This is a genomic window from Streptomyces sp. NPDC060031, from assembly GCF_042736805.1.
Lineage (GTDB): Bacteria > Actinomycetota > Actinomycetes > Streptomycetales > Streptomycetaceae > Streptomyces.
The window spans coordinates 35,159-54,905 of sequence record NZ_JBHWVM010000049.1; the positions used below are offsets into that span (position 1 = coordinate 35,159).

17 protein-coding genes are annotated in these 19,747 nt (G+C 70.2%); 12 read left to right on the forward strand and 5 right to left on the reverse strand.

The genetic code is table 11. The features are described from left to right. Window positions 1-106 precede the first annotated feature (106 nt). The 4 genes from ACFWB8_RS21900 (at window position 107) to ACFWB8_RS21915 (ending at window position 6,900) form a co-directional block, all read left to right on the forward strand. A complete protein-coding gene (locus tag ACFWB8_RS21900; protein ID WP_385229449.1) occupies window positions 107-3,103 on the forward strand; it encodes an RICIN domain-containing protein in 2,997 nt (998 codons plus the stop codon). A gap of 448 nt (window positions 3,104-3,551) precedes the next feature. Then, window positions 3,552-5,021, forward strand: coding sequence for a DHA2 family efflux MFS transporter permease subunit (locus ACFWB8_RS21905; RefSeq protein ID WP_385229452.1), 1,470 nt, complete (start codon window positions 3,552-3,554; stop codon window positions 5,019-5,021). Window positions 5,022-5,699: 678 nt separating this feature from the next. Further along, a complete protein-coding gene (locus ACFWB8_RS21910) occupies window positions 5,700-6,278 on the forward strand; it encodes a hypothetical protein (RefSeq protein ID WP_385229455.1) in 579 nt (192 codons plus the stop codon). Window positions 6,279-6,486: 208 nt separating this feature from the next. After that, window positions 6,487-6,900: a TraR/DksA family transcriptional regulator gene (locus ACFWB8_RS21915; RefSeq protein ID WP_385229459.1), complete on the forward strand. Its 414-nt coding sequence runs from the start codon at window positions 6,487-6,489 to the stop codon at window positions 6,898-6,900. Between the two features lie 85 nt (window positions 6,901-6,985). On the opposite strand, the gene ACFWB8_RS21920 is transcribed toward ACFWB8_RS21915, so the two are convergent. Next, a complete protein-coding gene (locus ACFWB8_RS21920; protein WP_385229463.1) occupies window positions 6,986-8,032 on the reverse strand; it encodes a fatty acid desaturase family protein in 1,047 nt (348 codons plus the stop codon). A gap of 330 nt (window positions 8,033-8,362) precedes the next feature. Between ACFWB8_RS21920 and ACFWB8_RS21925 the strand changes: the two genes are divergently transcribed. Together ACFWB8_RS21925 and ACFWB8_RS21930 are read left to right on the forward strand one after the other, a co-directional pair. Next, window positions 8,363-9,178, forward strand: coding sequence for an SDR family NAD(P)-dependent oxidoreductase (locus tag ACFWB8_RS21925; RefSeq protein WP_385229466.1), 816 nt, complete (start codon window positions 8,363-8,365; stop codon window positions 9,176-9,178). A gap of 479 nt (window positions 9,179-9,657) precedes the next feature. Beyond that, window positions 9,658-9,915 carry a hypothetical protein gene (locus ACFWB8_RS21930; protein ID WP_385229469.1) on the forward strand — a complete coding sequence of 86 codons (258 nt, stop codon included), beginning with the start codon at window positions 9,658-9,660 and terminating at the stop codon, window positions 9,913-9,915. Between the two features lie 51 nt (window positions 9,916-9,966). On the opposite strand, the gene ACFWB8_RS21935 is transcribed toward ACFWB8_RS21930, so the two are convergent. Together ACFWB8_RS21935 and ACFWB8_RS21940 are read right to left on the reverse strand one after the other, a co-directional pair. Next, the gene (locus tag ACFWB8_RS21935) at window positions 9,967-10,401 is read right to left on the reverse strand and encodes a hypothetical protein (protein WP_385229472.1); all 435 of its coding nucleotides are present in this window, start codon (window positions 10,399-10,401) and stop codon (window positions 9,967-9,969) included. A gap of 285 nt (window positions 10,402-10,686) precedes the next feature. Beyond that, a complete protein-coding gene (locus ACFWB8_RS21940) occupies window positions 10,687-11,280 on the reverse strand; it encodes an isochorismatase family protein (protein WP_385229475.1) in 594 nt (197 codons plus the stop codon). Window positions 11,281-11,824: 544 nt separating this feature from the next. Here ACFWB8_RS21940 and ACFWB8_RS21945 point away from each other — a divergent pair. Then, a complete protein-coding gene (locus ACFWB8_RS21945; RefSeq protein WP_385229478.1) occupies window positions 11,825-12,232 on the forward strand; it encodes an Ig domain-containing protein in 408 nt (135 codons plus the stop codon). Window positions 12,233-12,548: 316 nt separating this feature from the next. Here ACFWB8_RS21945 and ACFWB8_RS21950 read toward each other — a convergent pair whose 3' ends face one another. Both ACFWB8_RS21950 and ACFWB8_RS21955 read right to left on the reverse strand, forming a co-directional pair. Then, window positions 12,549-12,686: a hypothetical protein gene (locus ACFWB8_RS21950; protein WP_385229481.1), complete on the reverse strand. Its 138-nt coding sequence runs from the start codon at window positions 12,684-12,686 to the stop codon at window positions 12,549-12,551. A 134-nt stretch (window positions 12,687-12,820) separates the two neighbouring features. Then, entirely contained in the window at window positions 12,821-13,099 is a 279-nt protein-coding gene (locus ACFWB8_RS21955) for a hypothetical protein (protein ID WP_385229484.1), read from the reverse strand. Between the two features lie 609 nt (window positions 13,100-13,708). Here ACFWB8_RS21955 and ACFWB8_RS21960 point away from each other — a divergent pair. From ACFWB8_RS21960 to ACFWB8_RS21980, 5 genes are all read left to right on the forward strand, one after another. Beyond that, entirely contained in the window at window positions 13,709-14,443 is a 735-nt protein-coding gene (locus ACFWB8_RS21960; protein ID WP_385229487.1) for an alpha/beta fold hydrolase, read from the forward strand. Window positions 14,444-14,893: 450 nt separating this feature from the next. Continuing rightward, window positions 14,894-15,385, forward strand: a complete 492-nt coding sequence (locus ACFWB8_RS21965; RefSeq protein ID WP_385229490.1) for a hypothetical protein — start codon at window positions 14,894-14,896, stop codon at window positions 15,383-15,385. Window positions 15,386-15,664: 279 nt separating this feature from the next. Beyond that, on the forward strand, window positions 15,665-16,489 hold the full coding sequence (locus ACFWB8_RS21970; protein ID WP_385229493.1) for a class I SAM-dependent methyltransferase: 825 nt from the start codon (window positions 15,665-15,667) through the stop codon (window positions 16,487-16,489). Window positions 16,490-16,649: 160 nt separating this feature from the next. After that, entirely contained in the window at window positions 16,650-16,886 is a 237-nt protein-coding gene (locus ACFWB8_RS21975; protein ID WP_385229496.1) for a hypothetical protein, read from the forward strand. A gap of 308 nt (window positions 16,887-17,194) precedes the next feature. After that, the gene (locus ACFWB8_RS21980) at window positions 17,195-19,537 is read left to right on the forward strand and encodes a collagenase (RefSeq protein WP_385229499.1); all 2,343 of its coding nucleotides are present in this window, start codon (window positions 17,195-17,197) and stop codon (window positions 19,535-19,537) included. Window positions 19,538-19,747: the final 210 nt, after the last annotated feature.

Sequence of the window (19,747 nt, forward strand, 5' to 3'; positions counted from 1 at the left end):
GGGTGGCGGATATGAGCGTTCACATTATTTCGGATCCGCACACCGAGGAGTGATCATGCACCAGCACGGTCCGCCGCCACACCGGAGACGTTTCGCACAGTTGTTTGTGACCGTCGCGGCGCTGCTGGGCGCGGTCCTGGCGGCGCCGCCACCGGCGTCCGCCGCGCCGGCATCAGCGTCCGCCGCGCCGGTATCGGACATCAACGGGTTTACCGCGGGCAACGCCGCGATCAGGTCGGTCGACCTGGCCGGAACGTGGAGCTTCACGCCGAAGGGCCGCTCGGCGACGTCGATCACCGTCCCCGGCGGCGGCTGGTACAAGCAGGGCTTCACCGACGTGAACGAGGCGACGTACTCGCGAACCGTGACCGTGCCGAACTCGGGGCAGCCCCAGTCAGTGTGGATCGAGTTCGGCGCGGTGAACCATCAGGCGACACTGTCGGTGGACGGACAGGTGGTGGCCACCCAGACCACCTCCTTCACGCCGTCGAACTTCGACATATCCGCCTTCGCCGCCCCCGGCACCACCCACACGATCAGCGTGAACGTGAAGGGCCGCTACGCCCTGATGCAGGGGAACAAGACTCTGGTTCCCGACGCTGCCGACTGGTCCGAGGCGGTCCCCCAGGGCATCTTCCGCTCGGCATTCATGCGCGTGTATCCGGCGGTGTACGTCAGCGACGCGTTCGTCCGCACCTCCGTGGCCCACCAGACCCTCACCTACGACGTGTCCGTGACGAACACCTCCGGCAGCTCGCGGTCGGTGACGCTGACCGGCGCGCTCACCTCGGACAGCGGTGGGTCGTTCAACTACCCTTCGCTGCCCAGCCGCACGGTCACCGTGGCCGCCCACTCGACCGCCAAGGTGACGGTCGGCCCGGTGGCGTGGAACCTCGGCTCCGCCTCGTACTGGTGGCCGAACGTGCCCTACCGCGCCGGGTACCGCGCCCAGCTGCACCGGCTGTCGGTCCAGGCATCCACCGACGACGGCCGCACCAGCGACGCCACCTACCGGTTCGGGTTCCGGGACACCACCCAGAACGGCGAGTACTACTACGTCAACGGCGTGCGCGTGAACTTCCGCGGTGACAGCCTGCAGGGCGCGGATTACGACCGGATCGACAACGGCGGCAAGGGCGATGCCTATGACACCCTGCCCGGCTTCCTCCCGCCGTCCGCGGGCAACGGCGGCTGGGCGCAGGCGGTCGACAACTATCAGCGGCTCAACTACAACGTGGTCCGCATCCACCAGGAGCCGGGCAGCCCGTACATGCTCGACGTGGCCGACGAGATGGGCCTGATGGTCATCGACGAGACCGCGATCCGCGGCACCTGCAGCTGCCAGGACTTCGTCGCCGGGCACGACAACATGGTCAACCACGCCGTGGCGTTGACCCTGCGCGACCGCAACCATCCCGCGATCATCCGCTGGAGCCAGAGCAACGAGACGGACATCAGCAGCTTCGACTCCGAGTCCTTCGAGAAGGACCTGTACGCGGCGATGAACGGCAACGACGGCACCCGGCCGGTCAGCGTCGACACCGCCTGGAACACCAACCCGTACCCCAGCCTGCTGAACGGCAACTTCGCCGTCTTCTCGCACTACCTCGACGGCATCGGCGCGTACGGCGAGGCACGCACCTCCCTGGCCGGCCGGCCCGACGGTGAGGGCGAGTACGTCTGGAACAAGTCCAACACCAAGCAGGGCTTCGAGTGGTTCGCCACCGCGACGATCGCCAAGCGCGCCATGGACGCCAGCGACCTGCGCCCCTACACCCTGCTGTCCGGCTGGGCCGGGTTCGTACCCGGCGTGCGGAGCACCGACTTCGTCCCCGAAGAGGGCGGCCACCCCGTCTACGGCGAGGACAACCTGTCCGCCCCGTGGAGCAACCCGCAGATCCAACGTATCCAGGCCGCATTCAACCCGGTCGCCGCGATCGACCTGCCCTACTGGTCGGCCTCCGGCCGGTCGGACAAGGACGGCACGTTCCCGCTCCCGGAGGCGGTGGCCTCCTACTCCCACAACAGCACCGTCACCCGGAACGTCACCGTCTTCAACGACGATGTCAGCGGCACTTCCGTCGGCTTCAACTGGACGGCGCGACTCGACCGGCCTGACGGCGCGGTCATCGCGTCCGGAAGCGAACCCCTCACCATCCCGCTCGGCTCCCGGGTCACCCGGCCGGTCTCGTTCACCGCGCCGGCCAGCGGCTCCCGCGTGTACCTGGTGCTGTCGACCACGAAGTCGGGCAGCACCACGTTCACCGACTCGGTCGAGTACCTCAACCTGGGCAACGCGGCGACCCATGTGGACGACGCCGCCACCGCGGTGACCTACAACGGCACTTGGGGTCACACGAGCGGCGAGACCGGCCCGTACGCCGGCACGAACTCCTACAGTGACGTCACGGGCGACACCACGACGCTGAGCTTCGACGGTACCGGCGTCACGCTGCACGCCGTGACCGCGCCGAGCCATGGCATGGTGGGCGTCTCCGTCGACGGCGGGGCCGAGGCGCTGGTCGACCTGTACTCGGCGGCCCGCACCGGCGACGTCTCGGTGTGGACCAGCCCCCGGCTCGCCTCCGGCAAGCACACGATCCGGGTGCGCGTCACCGGCACCAAGCGGGCCTCTGCGACGCACCACTGGGGCACGGTTGACCGCTTCGAGATCGCCAACGAACCGGTGGTGGGAACGAATCACCGCATCGTCAACCGCAACAGCGGCAAGCCGCTCGCCGTGGCCGGCGGGTCGACCGCGGACGGGGCGTTGATCGTCCAGAAGACGGACGGCGGCGCCTGGACGATCAACGCCGCCCCCGGCGGCGCGTACTCACTGAGTTACGTCAGTAGCGGCAAGGTGCTCGATGTCGACGGCTACTCCTCGGCCGTCGGGCTCCAGCTTCAACAGTGGAAGTCCACCGGCGGCACCAACCAGCAGTGGTACCTGCGACCCACCGGCGACGGGTACTTCACCATCGTCAGCCACGACAGCGGGCTGGCGGCGGACGTGTACGGCTGGGACACCAGCGACGGCGCCAAGGTCGTGCAGTGGACCGCTGGCGGCGGCGCCAACCAGCAATGGCAGCTGGTGCCGGCGTGATCCGTTCCCAACCATCACCCGCATCCTGACGGCTGAGGATCCCCCGAGGCGCTGCTGACGACTGGTCAGTGGGCCGGGACGGGTGCGGCCGCGAGCTGTGCGGTGTCCTCGGGGGATCCTCGGCTCCCGGTAGCGGCGGGTCCTTGAATGGCCACTGGCGAAGAGGGGCGGCGGCATGCGCAGGCCAGGACGGGCTTCCCCGTTCGGTGGTATCTGCCAAACAGGCCCAGTACACGGAGCGCGGCAAACCCGCGCGTCGGCCCGCACTGCTGAACCAGGACGACCACGTCATCCCCTTCCCGGGCGGTGGTGCGGTCGCCCTTGGCGTCGGGCCCGGTCGGCCGATCACCCGGTTGCCGCACGCCTGTGACGGCGGTCCTGCGCGGGGGCAGACATTCGGTGGGGTTTGTTCCCGACCCGAATCCGTCCACCGCCCCTGAGGAACCCCATGCCAAGTGCTCCGCCCGCACTCAGCACCGAACCCGCACCGTCCACGCGCCGCGGCGCGTGGACGGCGATGATCCTGGTGATCGCCTGCGCGGCCCAGTTCATGGTCGTGCTGGACGTCTCGATCGTGAACGTCGCCCTCCCGGACATGAAGGCCTCCCTCGGCCTGAGCCCGGCCGGGCAGCAGTGGATCGTCAACGCCTACACCCTCGGCTTCGCCGGGCTGCTGCTCCTGGGCGGCCGAGCCGCCGACCTGGTCGGCGCCCGCCGCACCTTCCTCATCGGACTCGGCATCTTCACCGCCGCCTCGCTCGCCTGCGCGCTCGCCGCCGACGGTGCGACGCTGATCGCGGCCCGAGCGATCCAGGGCATCGGGGGCGCGATCCTCGCCCCCGCCACCCTGACGCTGATCATGACCACCTTCACCGAGCCCCGCGCCCGCACCCGCGCGATGGGCGCCTGGAGCTCGGTCAACGCCGTCGGCGGCGCGGCCGGTGCCGTGATCGGCGGGCTCCTGACCGAGTACACCGGCTGGCGCTGGATCTTCTTCGTCAACGTTCCCATCGGGATCGCGATCCTCGTCGCCGCACTCCTTTACGCGCCCGCCGTGGACGGCAGCCACGGCGGCCTGAGCCGCCTGGACGTGCCCGGCGCACTGTCGGTCACCGTCGGGCTGACCGCCCTGGTCTACGGGATCATCTCCACCGAGAGCTCATCCTGGGCCTCCCCCCAAGTCTGGGCCGCCCTCGCCCTCGGCATCCTGCTCCTGGCCGTCTTCGCCGTCATCGAGTTGAAGGTCGCCGCCCCGCTGGTCCCCCTCTCCGTCCTGCGCCGCCGCACCTTGGCCATCGCCAACCTGGTCATGATCGGCTTGGGCTCCGCGATGCTCGCGATGTGGTTCCTGCTCTCCCTCTACATGCAGCAGGTCCTCGGCTTCACCGCCCTGAAGACCGGCCTGTGGTTCCTGCCCGGCTGCCTCGCGGTCATCCTCGGCACCCGGACCTCCACCCACCTCGTCCGCCGCACCGGCCCACGCCCCCTGCTGGTCACCGGCATGGCCATCAGCACCCTCGGCTTCCTGTGGCTCTCGCGCATCGCCGTGGGCGGCGTCTTCACCACCGACGTGGCCGCGCCCTTCGTACTCTGCGCCCTCGGTCTGGGACTGGCCATGCTGCCCGTCACCGCCGCAGCCACCACCGGCATCCACCCGCGCGAAGCGGGACTGGCCTCCGGACTGGTCAACACCTCCCGCCAGGTCGGCGGCGCACTCGGCCTCGCGATCCTTGCCGCCATCGCCTCCCGCGCCGCCAGCGACCACTTCAGCCCCGGGGTGCAAGCCCTCACTGCCGGCTACGGCCACGCCTTCCTCTTCGCAGCCCTCTTCACCGCCAGCGCGGCCTTCGGCTCCCTCTTCCTCCCCGGCCGCCCCGCCCCGGCGGGCCCCGGCCCCACGCCTGGCGGGACGGAATGACCGGTTCGTAGCCCCTGCGCCCCCGTACACCTCGATCCCCGCGCTCGACTGCGGCGCGGGGTTCGGTCGAGGTCCGGTCAAGGGCCGGGTGTGGTCCCATCGAGGTCAGACCGCGGCCAGGCAAGGAGCGTCGCGGCCGGCGCCACGGGCCCTGCCGTGTCGTAGTAGACGCGCCGCAGGTGGTGGTGCGGATGGGTGTCCACCACCCGAGTCCGCGGCGCACGGCTCACGGCTCACGGCTCACGGCTCACGGCTCACGGCTCACGGCTCACGGCTCACGGCTCACGAGGGCAACTGTCCCGGATCGCTCAACCCGTGTTGTGCAGCCCGGCATGTCGATCATCAGCTGGGCTCCGTGCCCGTGGTCCGGGCCTGGAGGCGCGTCGCCCCTGCCGCGCGCACGTAGCGCCAATGCGAACGCGATCTCGAGTTCGAGCCGCGCCAGCGGGGCTCCCAGGCAGTAGTGCGTTCCGTGCCCGAACCCAGGTGCATCCCGTGGATCCCCCGTGGCATCGGAGTTCTGTGGACTGGACATACCGGTTCCCCGTGCGGACCGATCGCGAAACGGTCCTTGGTTCGTTCGAGGCAGGAGGTCAGCCGTCCGGTCCGGCCGTGTGGCGGGGCCGGCGGGCGCGGGACATCCTGCTCGCTACGAGCCCCCCACCGAGGAGTCCGCGCATGGTCCGCAGTCCCGCCCCCGCCCTCGCAGCGGCCGCCACTCTCGCCTTCGCGGCCGTCGCTGCCCCGGCCTCCGCGTCCCCTGCCGGCATCGACACCGGCAGGGCCGGCGCCGACCGCGCGACCGCCTACCGCGCGACCGCCCCGTTCCTGCGGCATGCCGCCGCGGTGAAGTCGGGCTACGTCCCGGACAAATACTGCATCGAGGACCGTGCGGGATCGGGCGCTCTCGGCTACCCGCACTTCAACCACGCGTACGACAACTCCGTCGACCCGGCGAAGCCCGCCGCGCTCTACTACGAGGACGACGGGCTCGGGGGCAAACGCCTCGTCGGCGTCCAGTGGCTCGTCTATGACCGCGACCAGGACATGGGGACGGACGATGACCGCCCGAAGCTGTTCGGCCGGCCCTTCACCGGCCCACATCTCGGCCACTTCCCCGGCCAGCCCGTCCACTACGCCCTGCACCTGTGGCTCTGGAAGAAGAACCCCTCGGGAACGTTCGGGACGTACAACCCGGCAGTCGCCTGCCTTCCCGGTACCACCCGGCCGAAGCCGCCCCCGCCCCCATCCCCCTGACCCGGAGAGCCACTCACGCAGGGCTCAACGACCATCGACGCGATCTTCTACGTCGTACGGCCCGGCTGCGCCTGATCAGAAGGAGACCCGACAGTTTTTACGTGGGAACGGGTTCCACAAGGCCTCGTGTGACCGCTGGAATCCCTCTCAAACCTCCGGACGCGGTGGCCGGGGGAATCGGGGACCGCGGCCCGGTGTTGTGGCACGCATGGGCGATGCATCCCGGTACGGCCATGACGAGCACGGCCCGCCCACCTTCGGGACCGCCCGCGCACGCCTCGCGGCCGACCGCGCCGACACCCTGGCGCGGACGGCCGCGCTGGGCCGCGACTTCGACGGGATCGTCGCGGCGAACGCCCTGGTCGCGGTCGACGACGAGCACGACCCCGAGGGGGCCAGCACCGCCTTCGAGCGGGCCCACGTGGCCGCCCTGATGGCGCAGGCGCGCGAGCACCTGGAAGAACTGGACCGGGCGCTGGAACGGCTCGAACGGGGCGAGTACGGGCAGTGCGAAGGCTGCGGCGGGACGATTCCGCCCGAGCGCCTGGAGATCCGTCCGGCGGCCACCACCTGCGTCCGCTGCGCCCGGTCCGACCCGCGCCGGCCGCCGCGCCCCGCCTGACGCCGGCCGGTGTCCCGCGTTCGCGTACCGGCCGGCCTTTCCGCGTACCGCACGGCCTCCCGCGTGCCGGCCGGTGATCATGGCGTCAGGTGGTCCGCGGCCTTCTGAGGGGGGCGCCCGCCGCGTGGAGGCTGGCGAGGGTCTGCCGGTAGGAGTTGATCAGGCTGGTCTCCAGGTAGCTGACCCCGATCTCCTGGCAGTACCCGCGGACGATGGCCTGAGCCCTGCGCAGGTGCGGGCTGGGCATGCTCGGGAATAGGTGGTGCTCGATCTGGTAATTGAGACCGCCGAGGACGATGTCGGTGAACCGGCCTCCGCGCACGTCGCGGGAAGTCAGGACCTGGCGCCTCAGGAAGTCGGGCCGGTCGGCGCCCCTCAAGATCGGCATGCCCTTGTGGTTCGGGGCGAAGATCGAGCCGAGGTAGACGCCGAAGAGGCACTGGTGGACGAGGAGGAACACGACCGCCTTGCCGGGCGGCAGCACCAGGAACAGTGCGCCGAGATAGGCGACGAGGTGCCCGGCGAGGAGGGCCCCCTCCCACATGCGGTGCTTGAGCGAACGGTCGAACAGCGACCGCACCCCGGACACGTGCAGGTTGAACCCCTCCAGCGTGAGCAGCGGGAAGAAGAGGAACGCCTGCGATCGGCCGAGCAGCCGCGGCAGTCCCCTGGCCGCACGGGCCTGGTCCTGCGTCCAGACGAAGACGTCCGGGTCGAGGTCGGGATCGAAATCCTCGTGGTTGGGGTTGGCGTGGTGGCGGGTGTGCTTGTCCTGCCACCAGCCGTACCCCATGCCGATGCCAAGGTTGCCGGCGAGGCGCCCGGACACCTCACTGGCCCTGCGCAGCCGGAAGACCTGCCGGTGGGCGAGGTCGTGCGCGAGCAGCGCCACCTGTCCGAACACGAAGGCGAGGAGACCGGCCGCCAGCAGCGTCCACCAGCTGTCGCCGATCAGGACGAAGGCCGTCCACCCGGCGGCGTACAGGACCGTCACGGCTGCGATGCGCAGTGCGTAGTACCCGGGACGCCGGGCCATGAGCCCAGCCTCCTGGATCTTCCGGGAGAGCCGGGCGAAGTCGCTCCCCGTATCCGCCCGTACGGGAGGGGGACGCACCGTGTGGGAGGAATTCATGATCAGAAGTCACTTTCCGTAGTCCGTCGGACGGAGGAGCGGGCCCCGGCACGGGCGGAGCGCCCTGCCCGGAGCCCCCACCCGGCACGCGGGTGGCCCTCCCCATACTGCGCATACCCGGGATAACGGAATCGACGTACGCCTCGGCGTGCCGCTTCCGTCCGACCTCCCGGCGACCGGACGCCGGCCGAGCCGGCACGGCGTTGCCGCCGAGGCGGGGCTCGTCGAGGCGGGGCCCGTCGCACACCTCTCCCCGAGCTTGAACCGAGCCAGCCGGAGCGGGGCGGAGCACTGACCCGGCCGCGCCGACCGAGGGGCATCATGATCCACATGACTTCCGTAGCGTCTTCCCCCTCCACCGAAGCCTCCCCCTCCGCACGCGCCTTCCCGCAAACCGGCCGTCGTGTGCTCGTCAGCGGTGCCTCGCGCGGGCTCGGCCGCGCGCTCGCTCAGGCGTTCGCCGCCAATGGCGACCTGGTAGCCGTCCACTTCGGCTCGCGGCGCGAGGATGCCGAGGAGACCCTCGGCTCCCTCGTCGGTACGGGGCACGTGCTAGCCGGAGGCGACCTGTCCGCCCCGCACGGTGCGCACGCCGTCGCCGAAACCGCGGCGGGAGGACTCGGCGGCCTGGACGTACTCGTCAACAACGCTGCCGTGAACCTCCCGCACCCGCTCGCCACCACCTCGTACGAGGACTGGGCGGCCGCCTGGCAGAGCCACGTATCCGTCAACCTCCTCGCGACGGCGCATCTCAGCCACCTCGCGGCTCGCCGGATGATCGAGCAGGGCGGCGGTGGCCGGATCGTCAACGTCGGCTCGCGCGGGGCCTTCCGCGGCGAACCCGACCACCCGGCGTACGGGGCGACGAAGGCGGCGGTGCACGCGCTGGGCCAGTCCCTCGCCGTGCACCTCGCCCCGTACGGAATCGGGGTCGCCTCCGTCGCACCCGGGTTCTTCGCGACGGAGCGGGTCGCGCACCGGCTGAGCGGGGCGGAGGGCGAGGCGATCCGTTCCCAGAGCCCGTTCGGGCGGGTGGGGTCGGCGGACGAGATCGCGGCGGCCGTGCTGTGGCTGGCCTCACCGGTGGCCGAATGGGCCTCGGGGACGGTTCTGGACCTCAACGGGGCCTCGTACCTGCGTACGTGAGGCAGCCGACCGCGCAGCGTGCCGGTCGGGTGGATCAGTGTTGGTCGAAGACGTAGCCGTGCCCGTCGCCGGCTGGACGGGCAAAGGTGGCCAGTACCACGGCTGGCCGTGCATACGGTCCGAGTCCGGGCACAGCTGCGACGATCTCCTCCACGGAGGGCCTGGTGTTGTTAGGGCAGTTCCATGGCCGGAGAGTAGCCAGTCCCTCCGACAACAGGGGCCGGCCGGCCGCACCTCCTGCACCCGCTCCGGCCGCGGCTGTCCGACCAGCACCACACCCACCAGCCCGGGAAAATGCCTGGGAAGCGGGCCGAATATCACGCTCTGGGCACCGGGCCTCGCCCGCGCACGCCAAATCGGTGCCGGTGGGGTGAACCTGTACCTCGGATGGCGGCGGGCACGAGTGGCAGCAGTGGCAGTCCGCCGGGTCGCACCCAAGACTCGTTGCCGGAGACGTCGCGAGGGAAGGGCAGCAGCACATGGCGCAAGCCGAGGAGGAAGGCGTCACCGCGCGCCCGATCGGTACGTCCGATCAGCGTCGGAGCAGAGCCGGACACCTGCGGACTGCGATCAGGCGGACCAATCTGCTACCGGCATTCTTGGTGCTCACGGTCATGATGGTGGCTCTGTGGCTCATGGGTATGCCGTTTCTGCAGGCCCTGACGATTTCGACCGCAGTGAAGATCGCGGTGGCTCTGCTCGAACTCCGTCGGCTGCCCGACCCTCCCGACAGCTGACGCAGGCCCTGTCACGGCGCGCCCGCCCGCGAGCATTCCCCCCGGCGCTGCTCACCGATCCGTCGAGCCGCAGCGCGTCACCCTGCCCGAGGTGGTCAACTCCGAGGCTCCCCAGCCCAGTTCCACGCAGCGGATCCCACCACCGGAGTGCCGCTCCATCACCGACTCGACGGCCGTTCCGTGCTGCTCGCACCGCGCCGTCACCGCGCCGTCATGGCGATGCCGCCGCAGGCATACGGTGCGCACCGGCAGCCCTGGGCCGTGCCCGACCACTCCCGGGTCCGAGGCAGCGGTGCCCCGGACCCGGGCCAGCCAGGACAGCTCCACGTACTCCCGGCCCTGCGCCCCTGCTGCGCGCCCAGTCACCCGGGCCTCCCCCAGCACGGCCAGGGCAACGCGCGGGGCGCCGCAGCCACCCAGGCGGGTATCCAGGTCCTGAAGCAGTACTTGGAGCTGGAAGGCGGCGGAGTGCTGGGACGGACCCACGTCGAGTGTCTCCCTTGACTGTGCAGCCCCTTCCTCACTCGTCAGGAAGGGGCTGCACACATGGCCGGGTGCCACCGGGCCGGTCTCACCCCGCTGTCGTCTCACGCATCCTGACGGAGCCCGCCTCGGCGAAAGGACCAGGAATCCTCAGGCGCCCGGCAGCGCAGCTTCCCGTAGGAGAAACTGCGGCGTGCGGGTAAGCCCTCTGCACACCACCCGAAGCACCTCCTGCAGACCGCTCGCTTCCGACGACGAGCGCGCCGATCTTGCGTGTGCGGTGCCGGACTAACTCGGCACCGGTGTCTGGCCGGACGTCTCGATGCCTGCCTGACGGAAGTCGTCCAGGGTGGAGGCGATGGTCTCCGGGGCGACGCCGACCGAGTAGTTCAGGCGTACCCGGGTGCTGAATCCCGCGGCGGCGGCGTCCAGTGCGGTGGCGCGCACGCAGTGGTCGGTCGCGATGCCCACCACGTCGACATCCCTCACTCCGCGGGCGCGCAGCCAGTCGGCGAGGGAGGTTCCTTCGGCGTCCGCGCCTTCGAAGCCGCTCTTGGAGGCGCTGTGGGCGCCCTTGAAGAAGACGGCGTGGACCTTGCCGCCGGCGACGGTGGGGGCGAAGTTCGGATGGAACTCGCCGCCTTCGTCTCCGGCCACGCAGTGGACGGGGAAGCTGTCCTTGAAGTCCGGGCTGGAGGAGAAGTGGCTTCCCGGGTCGATGTGGTGGTCGCGGGTGGCCACGACGTACTGGTAGTCGCCGTCCGCGCTCCGCTCCACCAGCTCGGCGATCGCGGTGGCGATCTGGGCGCCTCCCGCGACGGGAACGCTGCCCCCTTCGCAGAAGTCCTTCTGCACATCCACGACGATCAAGCCTCGGCTCATCACGAACACCCTTCAGTACGACGGGACGACCCCGGCGTTCTACCGGCCTCCTCACATTCGCCGGAGACATGGCGGGCTGCGCTCACCCACACGGCCGAGGACATTCACCGCAGGAACGATTCGCGTCACTCGAAGGCGATTCCTGCCCCAGGGCGGCGACGGAACGGCTCGCGCGACCCGCTGAACCTGCTGAGCCCCCACCATGTCCACTCGCTCCGATACCTGCCCGCCAGCACGCCGAAAGGTCGCTCCGTCTGTCATGGCCACCATCCTGACCAGCACCTCTGTCAACACGTGCGACGGGCCCTGTGGTGCTCGGCGCCTCGGCAGTCCTGAAGCCGGCATCCCCGCGTTCCCGTGCCCGGAACTCGGCGACCCTTCGACCCGTCGACCCGTCGACCCGTCGACCCGTCGACGCCAGGCTCCTGCCCGTCTATGATTCCGACGCCCCATCGCACCTCGAACGCACATACCCACGCAGGGGATCGACCGCCTCCGGAACCCGTACCGGAACGCTGCCGCCCCGCCGAGTTCGGAGGTCCCGTTGAGCACGCTCCCGCGCACCCCGCGCCGCCTGGCAGCGCTCGCCCTAGGCCTGACCGCCTTACTGACCGCCCCGGTCGTCCCGGCCGCCGCCTCGACGGCCACCGCCCCGGTGGCCCGTAGCGTGGCCGCGGCCCCGGTCGTGGCCAATCCGGGCAATCAGGTCGACTACCAGTACGACGGTGCCCACTTGCAGATCTCCGCCACGGACGGCACGACCCCGTACAGTTGGTCTGCCGTCAACCTGCCGCTGGGCGCTTCGATCAACGCCAGCACCGGCTTGATCACAGGCCTGCTCCGCGGCAGCGGAACCCGCACCGTCACCGTCACCGCGACTGACGCGGCCGGAGCCTCGGGCAGCACCACCTTCACCTGGCGCGTCATCCGCGACGCCTGCCCGCGCTGCTGACCCACCGGCCCGGTCCGCCGCCGGACCCCGTGGCCGCGGATGCACCACGCGTCCGTCACCGGGCCCGGCGGCCCCGAACTCCCCGGCAACTGACCGCAGAAGGCGTCGAGGCCGCCCGGTCCGACGGGGAGCCGTCAGGCCGCGGTGAGAAGACCTTGTCCACCTTGAAGTTGTAGTCAGACCACACCGTGGAGGTCTGACCGGCACGGACGCCCGGGCCCGCGTGGTGGTAGACGAAGCAGTCGGAGAACCGCTTGCGGTCGACGGAACCGAAGAACCGGGCGTTCGAGCCGCCCTTGCACGTTGAGGCTCCGCCTCAGGACGGGACGAGGACGCAGAACTCGGGGCCCTCCGGGTCGGCCAGGCACTCTGCAAGGCGGACCTCGAAGACGGCCGCACCAGGGTCTCCATAGACCACTTCGGTGTGCGGATCCCGGGGAATCGGGATGAGCACGGGCGCCCCCGGTCCGCACGTCGAGACGGCGGCCCGGGGGCACCGAACAGGCGTGACGCGGCCACCGCCTGAGCGGCGCTGCGCGGTGGCCTTTCACCTGCGTCTACCCGTGGAACAGCGCCCGAGGAGTCGCCTTAGTTGCCGATACCCGAGCTGCCGATTCCTGTGTTGCCGATGCCCGAGCTGCCGATGCCCGAGTTGCCGAGGCCCGAGTTGCCCACCCCGCCGTTGAGGATGCCGGAATTGCCCACCCCCCAGTTGGCGATGCCGGAATTGCCTACGCCGGAGTTGGCGATGCCGGAATTGCCCACGCCGGAGTTACCGAAACCTGAGTTGCCGACACCCCCGTCGGCGCTTGCCATGGCGGCGCCGCCGAGGGTCATGACCGCGGCAGTACCGACAACGGCTGCCATGCGGAGAAGATGTGCACGCATCACTACATACCTCCTGTTTTCCGACTATTGCTCTATATCTCTAGCACGCTGACCTCCCAAAGGCTGGACACAACCAGCCTCACCCGCCCATGTGGCTCACAGCAGGAGGTCCAACTGGGCCGACTGGCGGCCGTACGCCCGACCAGTGGTCCGATACGAGTGCTCGCGGCTGCGCTACGGACCTACGGAGCCGTGGGGCCCTCGTCCGAGCGCACTGCGCCGGGGTACGGACGGGGAAGGACCGGCTGGGTCGAGGGTGTCTTGTCATTCAGGTGCACCCGCAGATCCGGCCCCGCCTGCCATCACGACCACGCGGCTGCCGCAGGCGTCGGCAGGCACCCAGCCGCAGGGGGCTGGGTGCGCCATGTACGCCGTCCTCGACAACGCCATCGGCGGCTTCCTCGTCGCCGCGCTCATCTGGCTCACCACCCGTCTACGGGCCCACACGAACGGTGTGTCACACTCCGTGCCCCGTCGCAGTCGGCCGTTTGAGCGTCGTCCTCATTTGGCCGGCATTTCCACGTCCCCGCACCGGGGACCGGCCCGCCACTAGAGTCGGTCCGAACAGAGCACGGATCCGGGGGACTCATGACCGCTGTTGCGCAGGCACCGCCCATCATCTTCGTACACGGGACGCGGTTCAGCGCGGGTCAATGGAGCCCACAGCTCGCCGCGCTCGAAGAAGACTTCCCGGTAGCCGCCATCGACCTACCAGGTCACGGCGCACGCACTGCTCAACCCTGGAGTCTGAACGCGGCGACGGAGATCATCGCTTCTGCGGTGAGAGCGCTCGACCATGGGCCGGCTGTGGTCGTCGGGCATTCGCTTGGTGGATACGCCTCGCTGGAGTTCGCGCGACGCTGTCCGGAGCAATTGCGGGGGCTGGTTCTCGCGGGGGCCAGCGCCTCGACGTGTGGTCCGTGGGCAGTGCCGTACCGGTGGGTCGCCGGGCTTGTCCCTCGTATACCAGCGGCCCGCCTGACCCGCTGGAACGACAGGTTGCTGCGTCGGCTCTATCCTCCCCAGGTGGTGGATGCCACCATCCGCTCTGGGTACGCCTTCCACACTCTGCCAGCCGCATGGGGCGAGGTACTGGGCCGCTTCGACGCGGATGCGATGCGCCAGGTTGCGGCTCCCGTGCTCATCCTGAACGGCGAGAAGGACACCGTCTTCCGGTCCGGCGAGATGGACTTCGTGCACGCGCATCCGCGCGCCCGCATCGAATTGATCCCGCGGGCTGGACATCTCGCGAATTTCGACGATCCAGATGCCTTCACCGATGCCGTTCGGCGTTTTGCCCTGCAACTCCCTGCTCGCAGCTGAGCGCGAACGGTGCCCAGGAGCCTTACAGGCCCTCAGTCAACGGTCCCCCATCCGCTCGCCGGAGGCGGTGCCCGCCCATCGACCGTCGGCGCGGTCGGCGCCACAACCGGCTCGGACGCGGGCGCCGCAGTGCCCGGAGCGGGCGCGGGAGAAGCGGGGCTGGGAACCCGGCCCGGGTGCGGCGGGGGGAGCGGGCAGCGCGGCGGCCGCCGCGGCGGGGGCCCCGCGCTCTCCGGTCCTGCCGGGAGGTCGCCGCGGTGCTGCGCTTCACGGAATCTTCTCCGGCAACCTCTCGGGCCGTATCGGGACCGATACGGCCGTTGATCATTGCAGGTCGGCGCTGAGGCGTTGAGGCGCTGGGCGTCCTCGGGCGTCCCTTCCCGGTATCCGGCCGGCCGGCGGGATGGATCGGGAGCGTGTCAGGGCGGGCCTTCGGGGCAGTCGGGAGGCATGTCTGGATTCCACGCGCGTCCCGCCGTCGTCCGTTCCGCCCCGGAAACCGCCGCCTCCCCCCACGCGGCGAGGCACGGGCGCCGCGGAGGATTCGTCAAAAGACTGCGGCTCAGGATCCTCGCCTACCGCGACATCGAGTTCCTGTCCTCCCACATCCCCGGCATCACCGACGGTGCCGGTGCCGGGCCCCAGGAGGAGTGCCTACTCCTCGTCCGGGTCCGCAAAGTCGTCGGGCAGGTCCACTACCAGACCTGCGCCGACTGCGGTGAGGGCGTGATCACCGGCGTCGACATCGACGAGCCCTTCCACTCCAGCGGACTCGATACCCGCGCCCTGTCCCACCTACGATCCCGCCACCCCGACATCACTTGGCGCAGCACCCTCACACGCCGCACCACCCGGGGCGTCCTGCGCCGCATGCGCATTCCGGCCACCACCGATACCGGATGCGCACATACGGTGGCGACTCCGGCCCAGCCGATCGCCTGAGGAACGGGCGGCTCAACCAGCCCTCGGATCCGGGCAGGACCCTGCGCCCCGCCCAGGGCCGCCCGCTCTCGCCCGACGACCTCGCGCACCACGATCCGTACGGCAGCGTGGTCGTGACCGGCCGCGCCACGGACGCCGGGCTGACCGTGGCACCCCATCCGGTCACTGGCCGCAGCCAGGCTCGCCCGAACCGCCCCGCCCCGCCCGACCACCCGCCCGCCCGCCCGCTCGCTCGCTCGCCGACAGGTGGTATCGGCTCCCGCTTGCCACAATGGCCCCATGGCCGGTGCGGAGCCCCCGAGCGAGGGCCGATACGGTGAGCGGGTCTTCCGTCCCGAGGACCGGGGCGAGGACGACCGCATCGACCTCGGGGCCCTCACCTACGACGAGACGACCATGGCCCGGCTGCGGCAGTTGGGAGTGGGACCCGGCTGGAGGTGCCTGGAGGTCGGCGCGGGAACGGGAACGGTGGCGCGGCGGCTGCTCGGCGAGGCAGGAGTGGCACAGGTCCTCGCGGTGGACCGCGACGTACGGTTCCTCGAGGCGCACCCGGTGCCGGGGCTGACCGCTCTCCAGGCGGACGTCACCTCCGAGGAGTTCTCACCCGGCCTGTTCCGGCTGGTCCACGCGCGGTTCGTGCTCATGCACCTGCCGTCCGCGCAGCAGATGGTCTCCAGGCTCGCCGGGCTGCTCGCCCCAGGAGGGGTACTGGTGGTCAGCGACGCCGTCGACCTGACCACGGCCTCGGCGCCCGTGACCCCCTACACGCGCGCCATGCGGGCCATGTGGCAGGGGCTGCGCGACAGCATCGGGACCGACGTCTCCCAGGTCACACGGCGTGCCGACCAGCTGAGGGCGGCGGGGCTGGAACCGGTGGCGGCCGAGATCCACGTACCGCCCCTCCTGCCGGGGAGCGCGATCAGCCGCTTCTGGGCGGACACCTGGAGCCGGGCGCGGCCGGACATGGTGGCGACGGGCCTGATCGACGACGCCCAGCTCGACGAGGCCGTACGTTGCCTGGACTCCCCCAGGTGCACCGGAATGTCGCCGGGGATGCTCACGGCCTGGGGGTGGAAGCCCGAGAACGCACAGGCACCGGCATAGTCGACCGAGTTGCTGTTCGTCCCACCGCGCGGTGACGCGGGCCGCCTGACACTGAAGGGCGGCGGCCAAGCCTGAGCGCGGCGCGCGGTCGTGGACGTCGGGCACCGGACGCACCCACCCGTTCCGGCAGCCCGGCCGCCCGGAGAACGCGCTGCTGGGCGTGACCATCCCCTGGTCGCCGACCGGGGGCGATACCGGGAACTGCGACAGCCGGCTCCCCTACCGCCTGGTCGACCCCGCGCACCTCTTCTTCGCCGGCACCGGCGTGGTCGACAACCAGATGATCTGCGCCCGCGGATGGACCATCGTGTGCGACCAGCGGGACACCCCGGCTCTGATGATCGACCCGGTGCTGCAGAGGGTCGTGCGGAAAATCCTCTCCGAGTACCTGGCGTAGTTCCCCCGCGTGCGACCCGTGGCACGCACGCGCCACCCGGTCAGGGGGCCAGGGTGCCGAACCAGCGGGTGGGTGCGCGGTCATGGCGGGCGTCGGAGCGTCCGGGCGTCGGGCCGTCCCCAACTCGGACGCCGGTACGAGTGGTTGGCGGAGTTCCGGAGCCGGAAGTTGACAACGTTTCAGTTGCGGTGGCCGGTAATCTGGCCAAAAACCTTCCGGAGCGATGCGACATGTGAAATTTTACATGTCACACATCAACCGCCCGTGTCCCCAGCACGCGGCCACAACGGCCCCGGAGGCCCCCACAGATGCAGCCCTTCCGGATATCGAAGGCCACCGCGCGCAGACTTCCTGCGCTCGGTGCAGCCGTCTTCATCACGCTCGGCCTGTTCACACCGCAGAGCCAGGCCGCCTCCGTCGGCGCCACGACTCCGGCCGGTACGAACGCAAGGGGAACCGCCGCCTCGGCGCCGCGGTCGATCCCCGTCCCCAAGTCGCCCGATGCGATGAGCAACGGCTCCCGCTTCCGGATCTCCGCGCAGGACAATGCCGAGGAGTCCGCCCCGGCACCCGCCCCGACCATCAACCCCGCCAAGGCCGACAAGGCCGACAAGGCCGACAAGCAGTCCTCGGCCGCCGCCGGGGACGAGTGCGGCGACATCTCCGGCGTGATCAACGCCACGGGCAGCGCGTTGGTCCAGCAGCTCAAGGCCCTCCCCCGGATCACCTGTACCTACCCGCTGTTCAGCCTCACCGGGGAGAACGCGCGGAAGGCATTCCGTGAAGCCCAGATGGTGACCGTCGCCACCGCGCTGCGCGACGCCTCCGCCACCTACTCGGGCAACAACAGCGCCGCCATCGGTCAGCTGGTCCTGTTCCTGCGCGCCGGCTACTACGTGCAGGACAACAACGCGGACGTCGTCGGCGACTACGGCACGGCACTGGACAGCGCGGCGCTCGGCGCGCTGGACGCCTTCTTCGCCTCCCCGCGCAGCAAGGACGTCACCGACGCCAACGGCGAGATCTTCAACGAGGTCGTCACGCTGATCGACAGCACCCACGCGGCCGGCCGGTACGCCGGCGTCGTCAAGTGGATGCTCGGCAGCTACGACGGCACCTGGCCCGGCCAGATGAACCTCGCCATGCAGCACGTCGAGTGGGTCGTCGAGAACGGCTTCAAGGCCAAGAACGACGACCGCGGCTGGCGGGCCGCCCTCAAGGCCGACCCCACCATCCTCAACACCTGGGCCGGCTTCATCACGCGCAACGGCGCGCAGCTGAACCGCTTGGACGTCGTCAGCAACGTCGGCCGCTACCTCGGCTACGCCCTCGACGTCCCCGAGCTCAAGGACCGGGTCCGGCCGCTGCTGAAGGACCTGATCAACCGCTACCCGAACGTCGGCCCCACCGCGCCGATCACCATGAACCTGGGCTGGTACACGCGCCAGTACGACAAGAACAACTGCGCGGCCTACGCCATCTGCGACCTGGGCGACCGCGTGCTCCCGGCGGTCCTGCCGATCCAGCACACGTGCACCCCCGACCTGAAGATCCGCGCCCAGGACATGTCTCCCGGGCAGCTGGCCAACACCTGCACCAGCCTGGTCAACCAGGACGCCTACTTCCACCGGGTGATCGGCGACAAGGGCGCGATCCCCGGTGACGTGAACACCAACCTCGAGGTCGTCGTCTTCGACGACTACACCCAGTACTCGCTGTACGCCTGGGCCATCTACAACATCGACGTCGACAACGGCGGCATGTACGAGGAGGGCAACCCGGCCACCGCCGGCAACCAGGCCCGCTTCATCGCCCACGAGGCCCACTGGCTGCGCCCGGACTTCCAGATCTGGAACCTCAACCACGAGTACACCCACTACCTCGACGGCCGCTACAACATGGCCGGCGACTTCGAGGCCAGCCTGACCACGCCGACCATCTGGTGGGTCGAGGGCATCGCCGAGAACATCTCGTTCGGATACCGGGGCGAGCGCAACGCCGACGCGATCGGCGAGGCCGGCAAGAAGACCTACAAGCTCAGCGACCTGTTCGACACCGTCTACAACCAGGACGGGGACCCCGAGGTCAACTCGAACCGGGTCTACCGCTGGGGCTTCCTTGCGGTCCGCTACATGCTCCAGGCGCACCCTGCCGACGTCGAGACCGTGCTCAACAAGTACCGCTCCGGTGACTGGAACGGTGCCCGCACCTTCCTGAAGCAGACCATCGGCACCAGCTACGACGCCGGCTTCGCCACCTGGCTGACGACCACCTGCGCGACCAACGACTGCGGCCCCCTGCCTGAGGCCTCGTCCACCCCGCTCTGCACCATCAGCGACCCCCGTCAGTTCGACAAGAACTGCCGCCGGGACAACCTCGCGGCCGCGACCGGCAACTACAGCTACCACTTCGTGTACCTGCCGGCCGGCGTCAAGCAGCTGACCATCACCAGCAGCGGCGGCACCGGCAACGCCGACCTGTACTACGGCGGCAGTAGCTGGGCCACCACCAGCAGCTACCAGGCGAAGTCCACCAACGCCGGCAACAGCGAGACCCTGACGATCGACAACCCGCCGTCCGGCTGGGTCTACTTCAGCCTCGCCGCCGCGCAGGACTTCAGCGGTGTGAGCGTCTCCACGCAGTCCAAGTGAGCCGGTCCGCCGGGGCCGCGGGCTGAGCCGGCCGGGCCCGCCGGCCCCGGCGTACGACACAGCCGAGCCCGAGCCGACAGACTGAAACGCGGACTTGAAGAGTCCGAAGAAACCGTCACCTCACCTCGGCTCGCGTGACGAAAGGCCACCCGCACGGTCCCCCCGTTCGTGATCAGCGTGCCGCGCTCGCCGGATCGCCTGGCGCTCCGG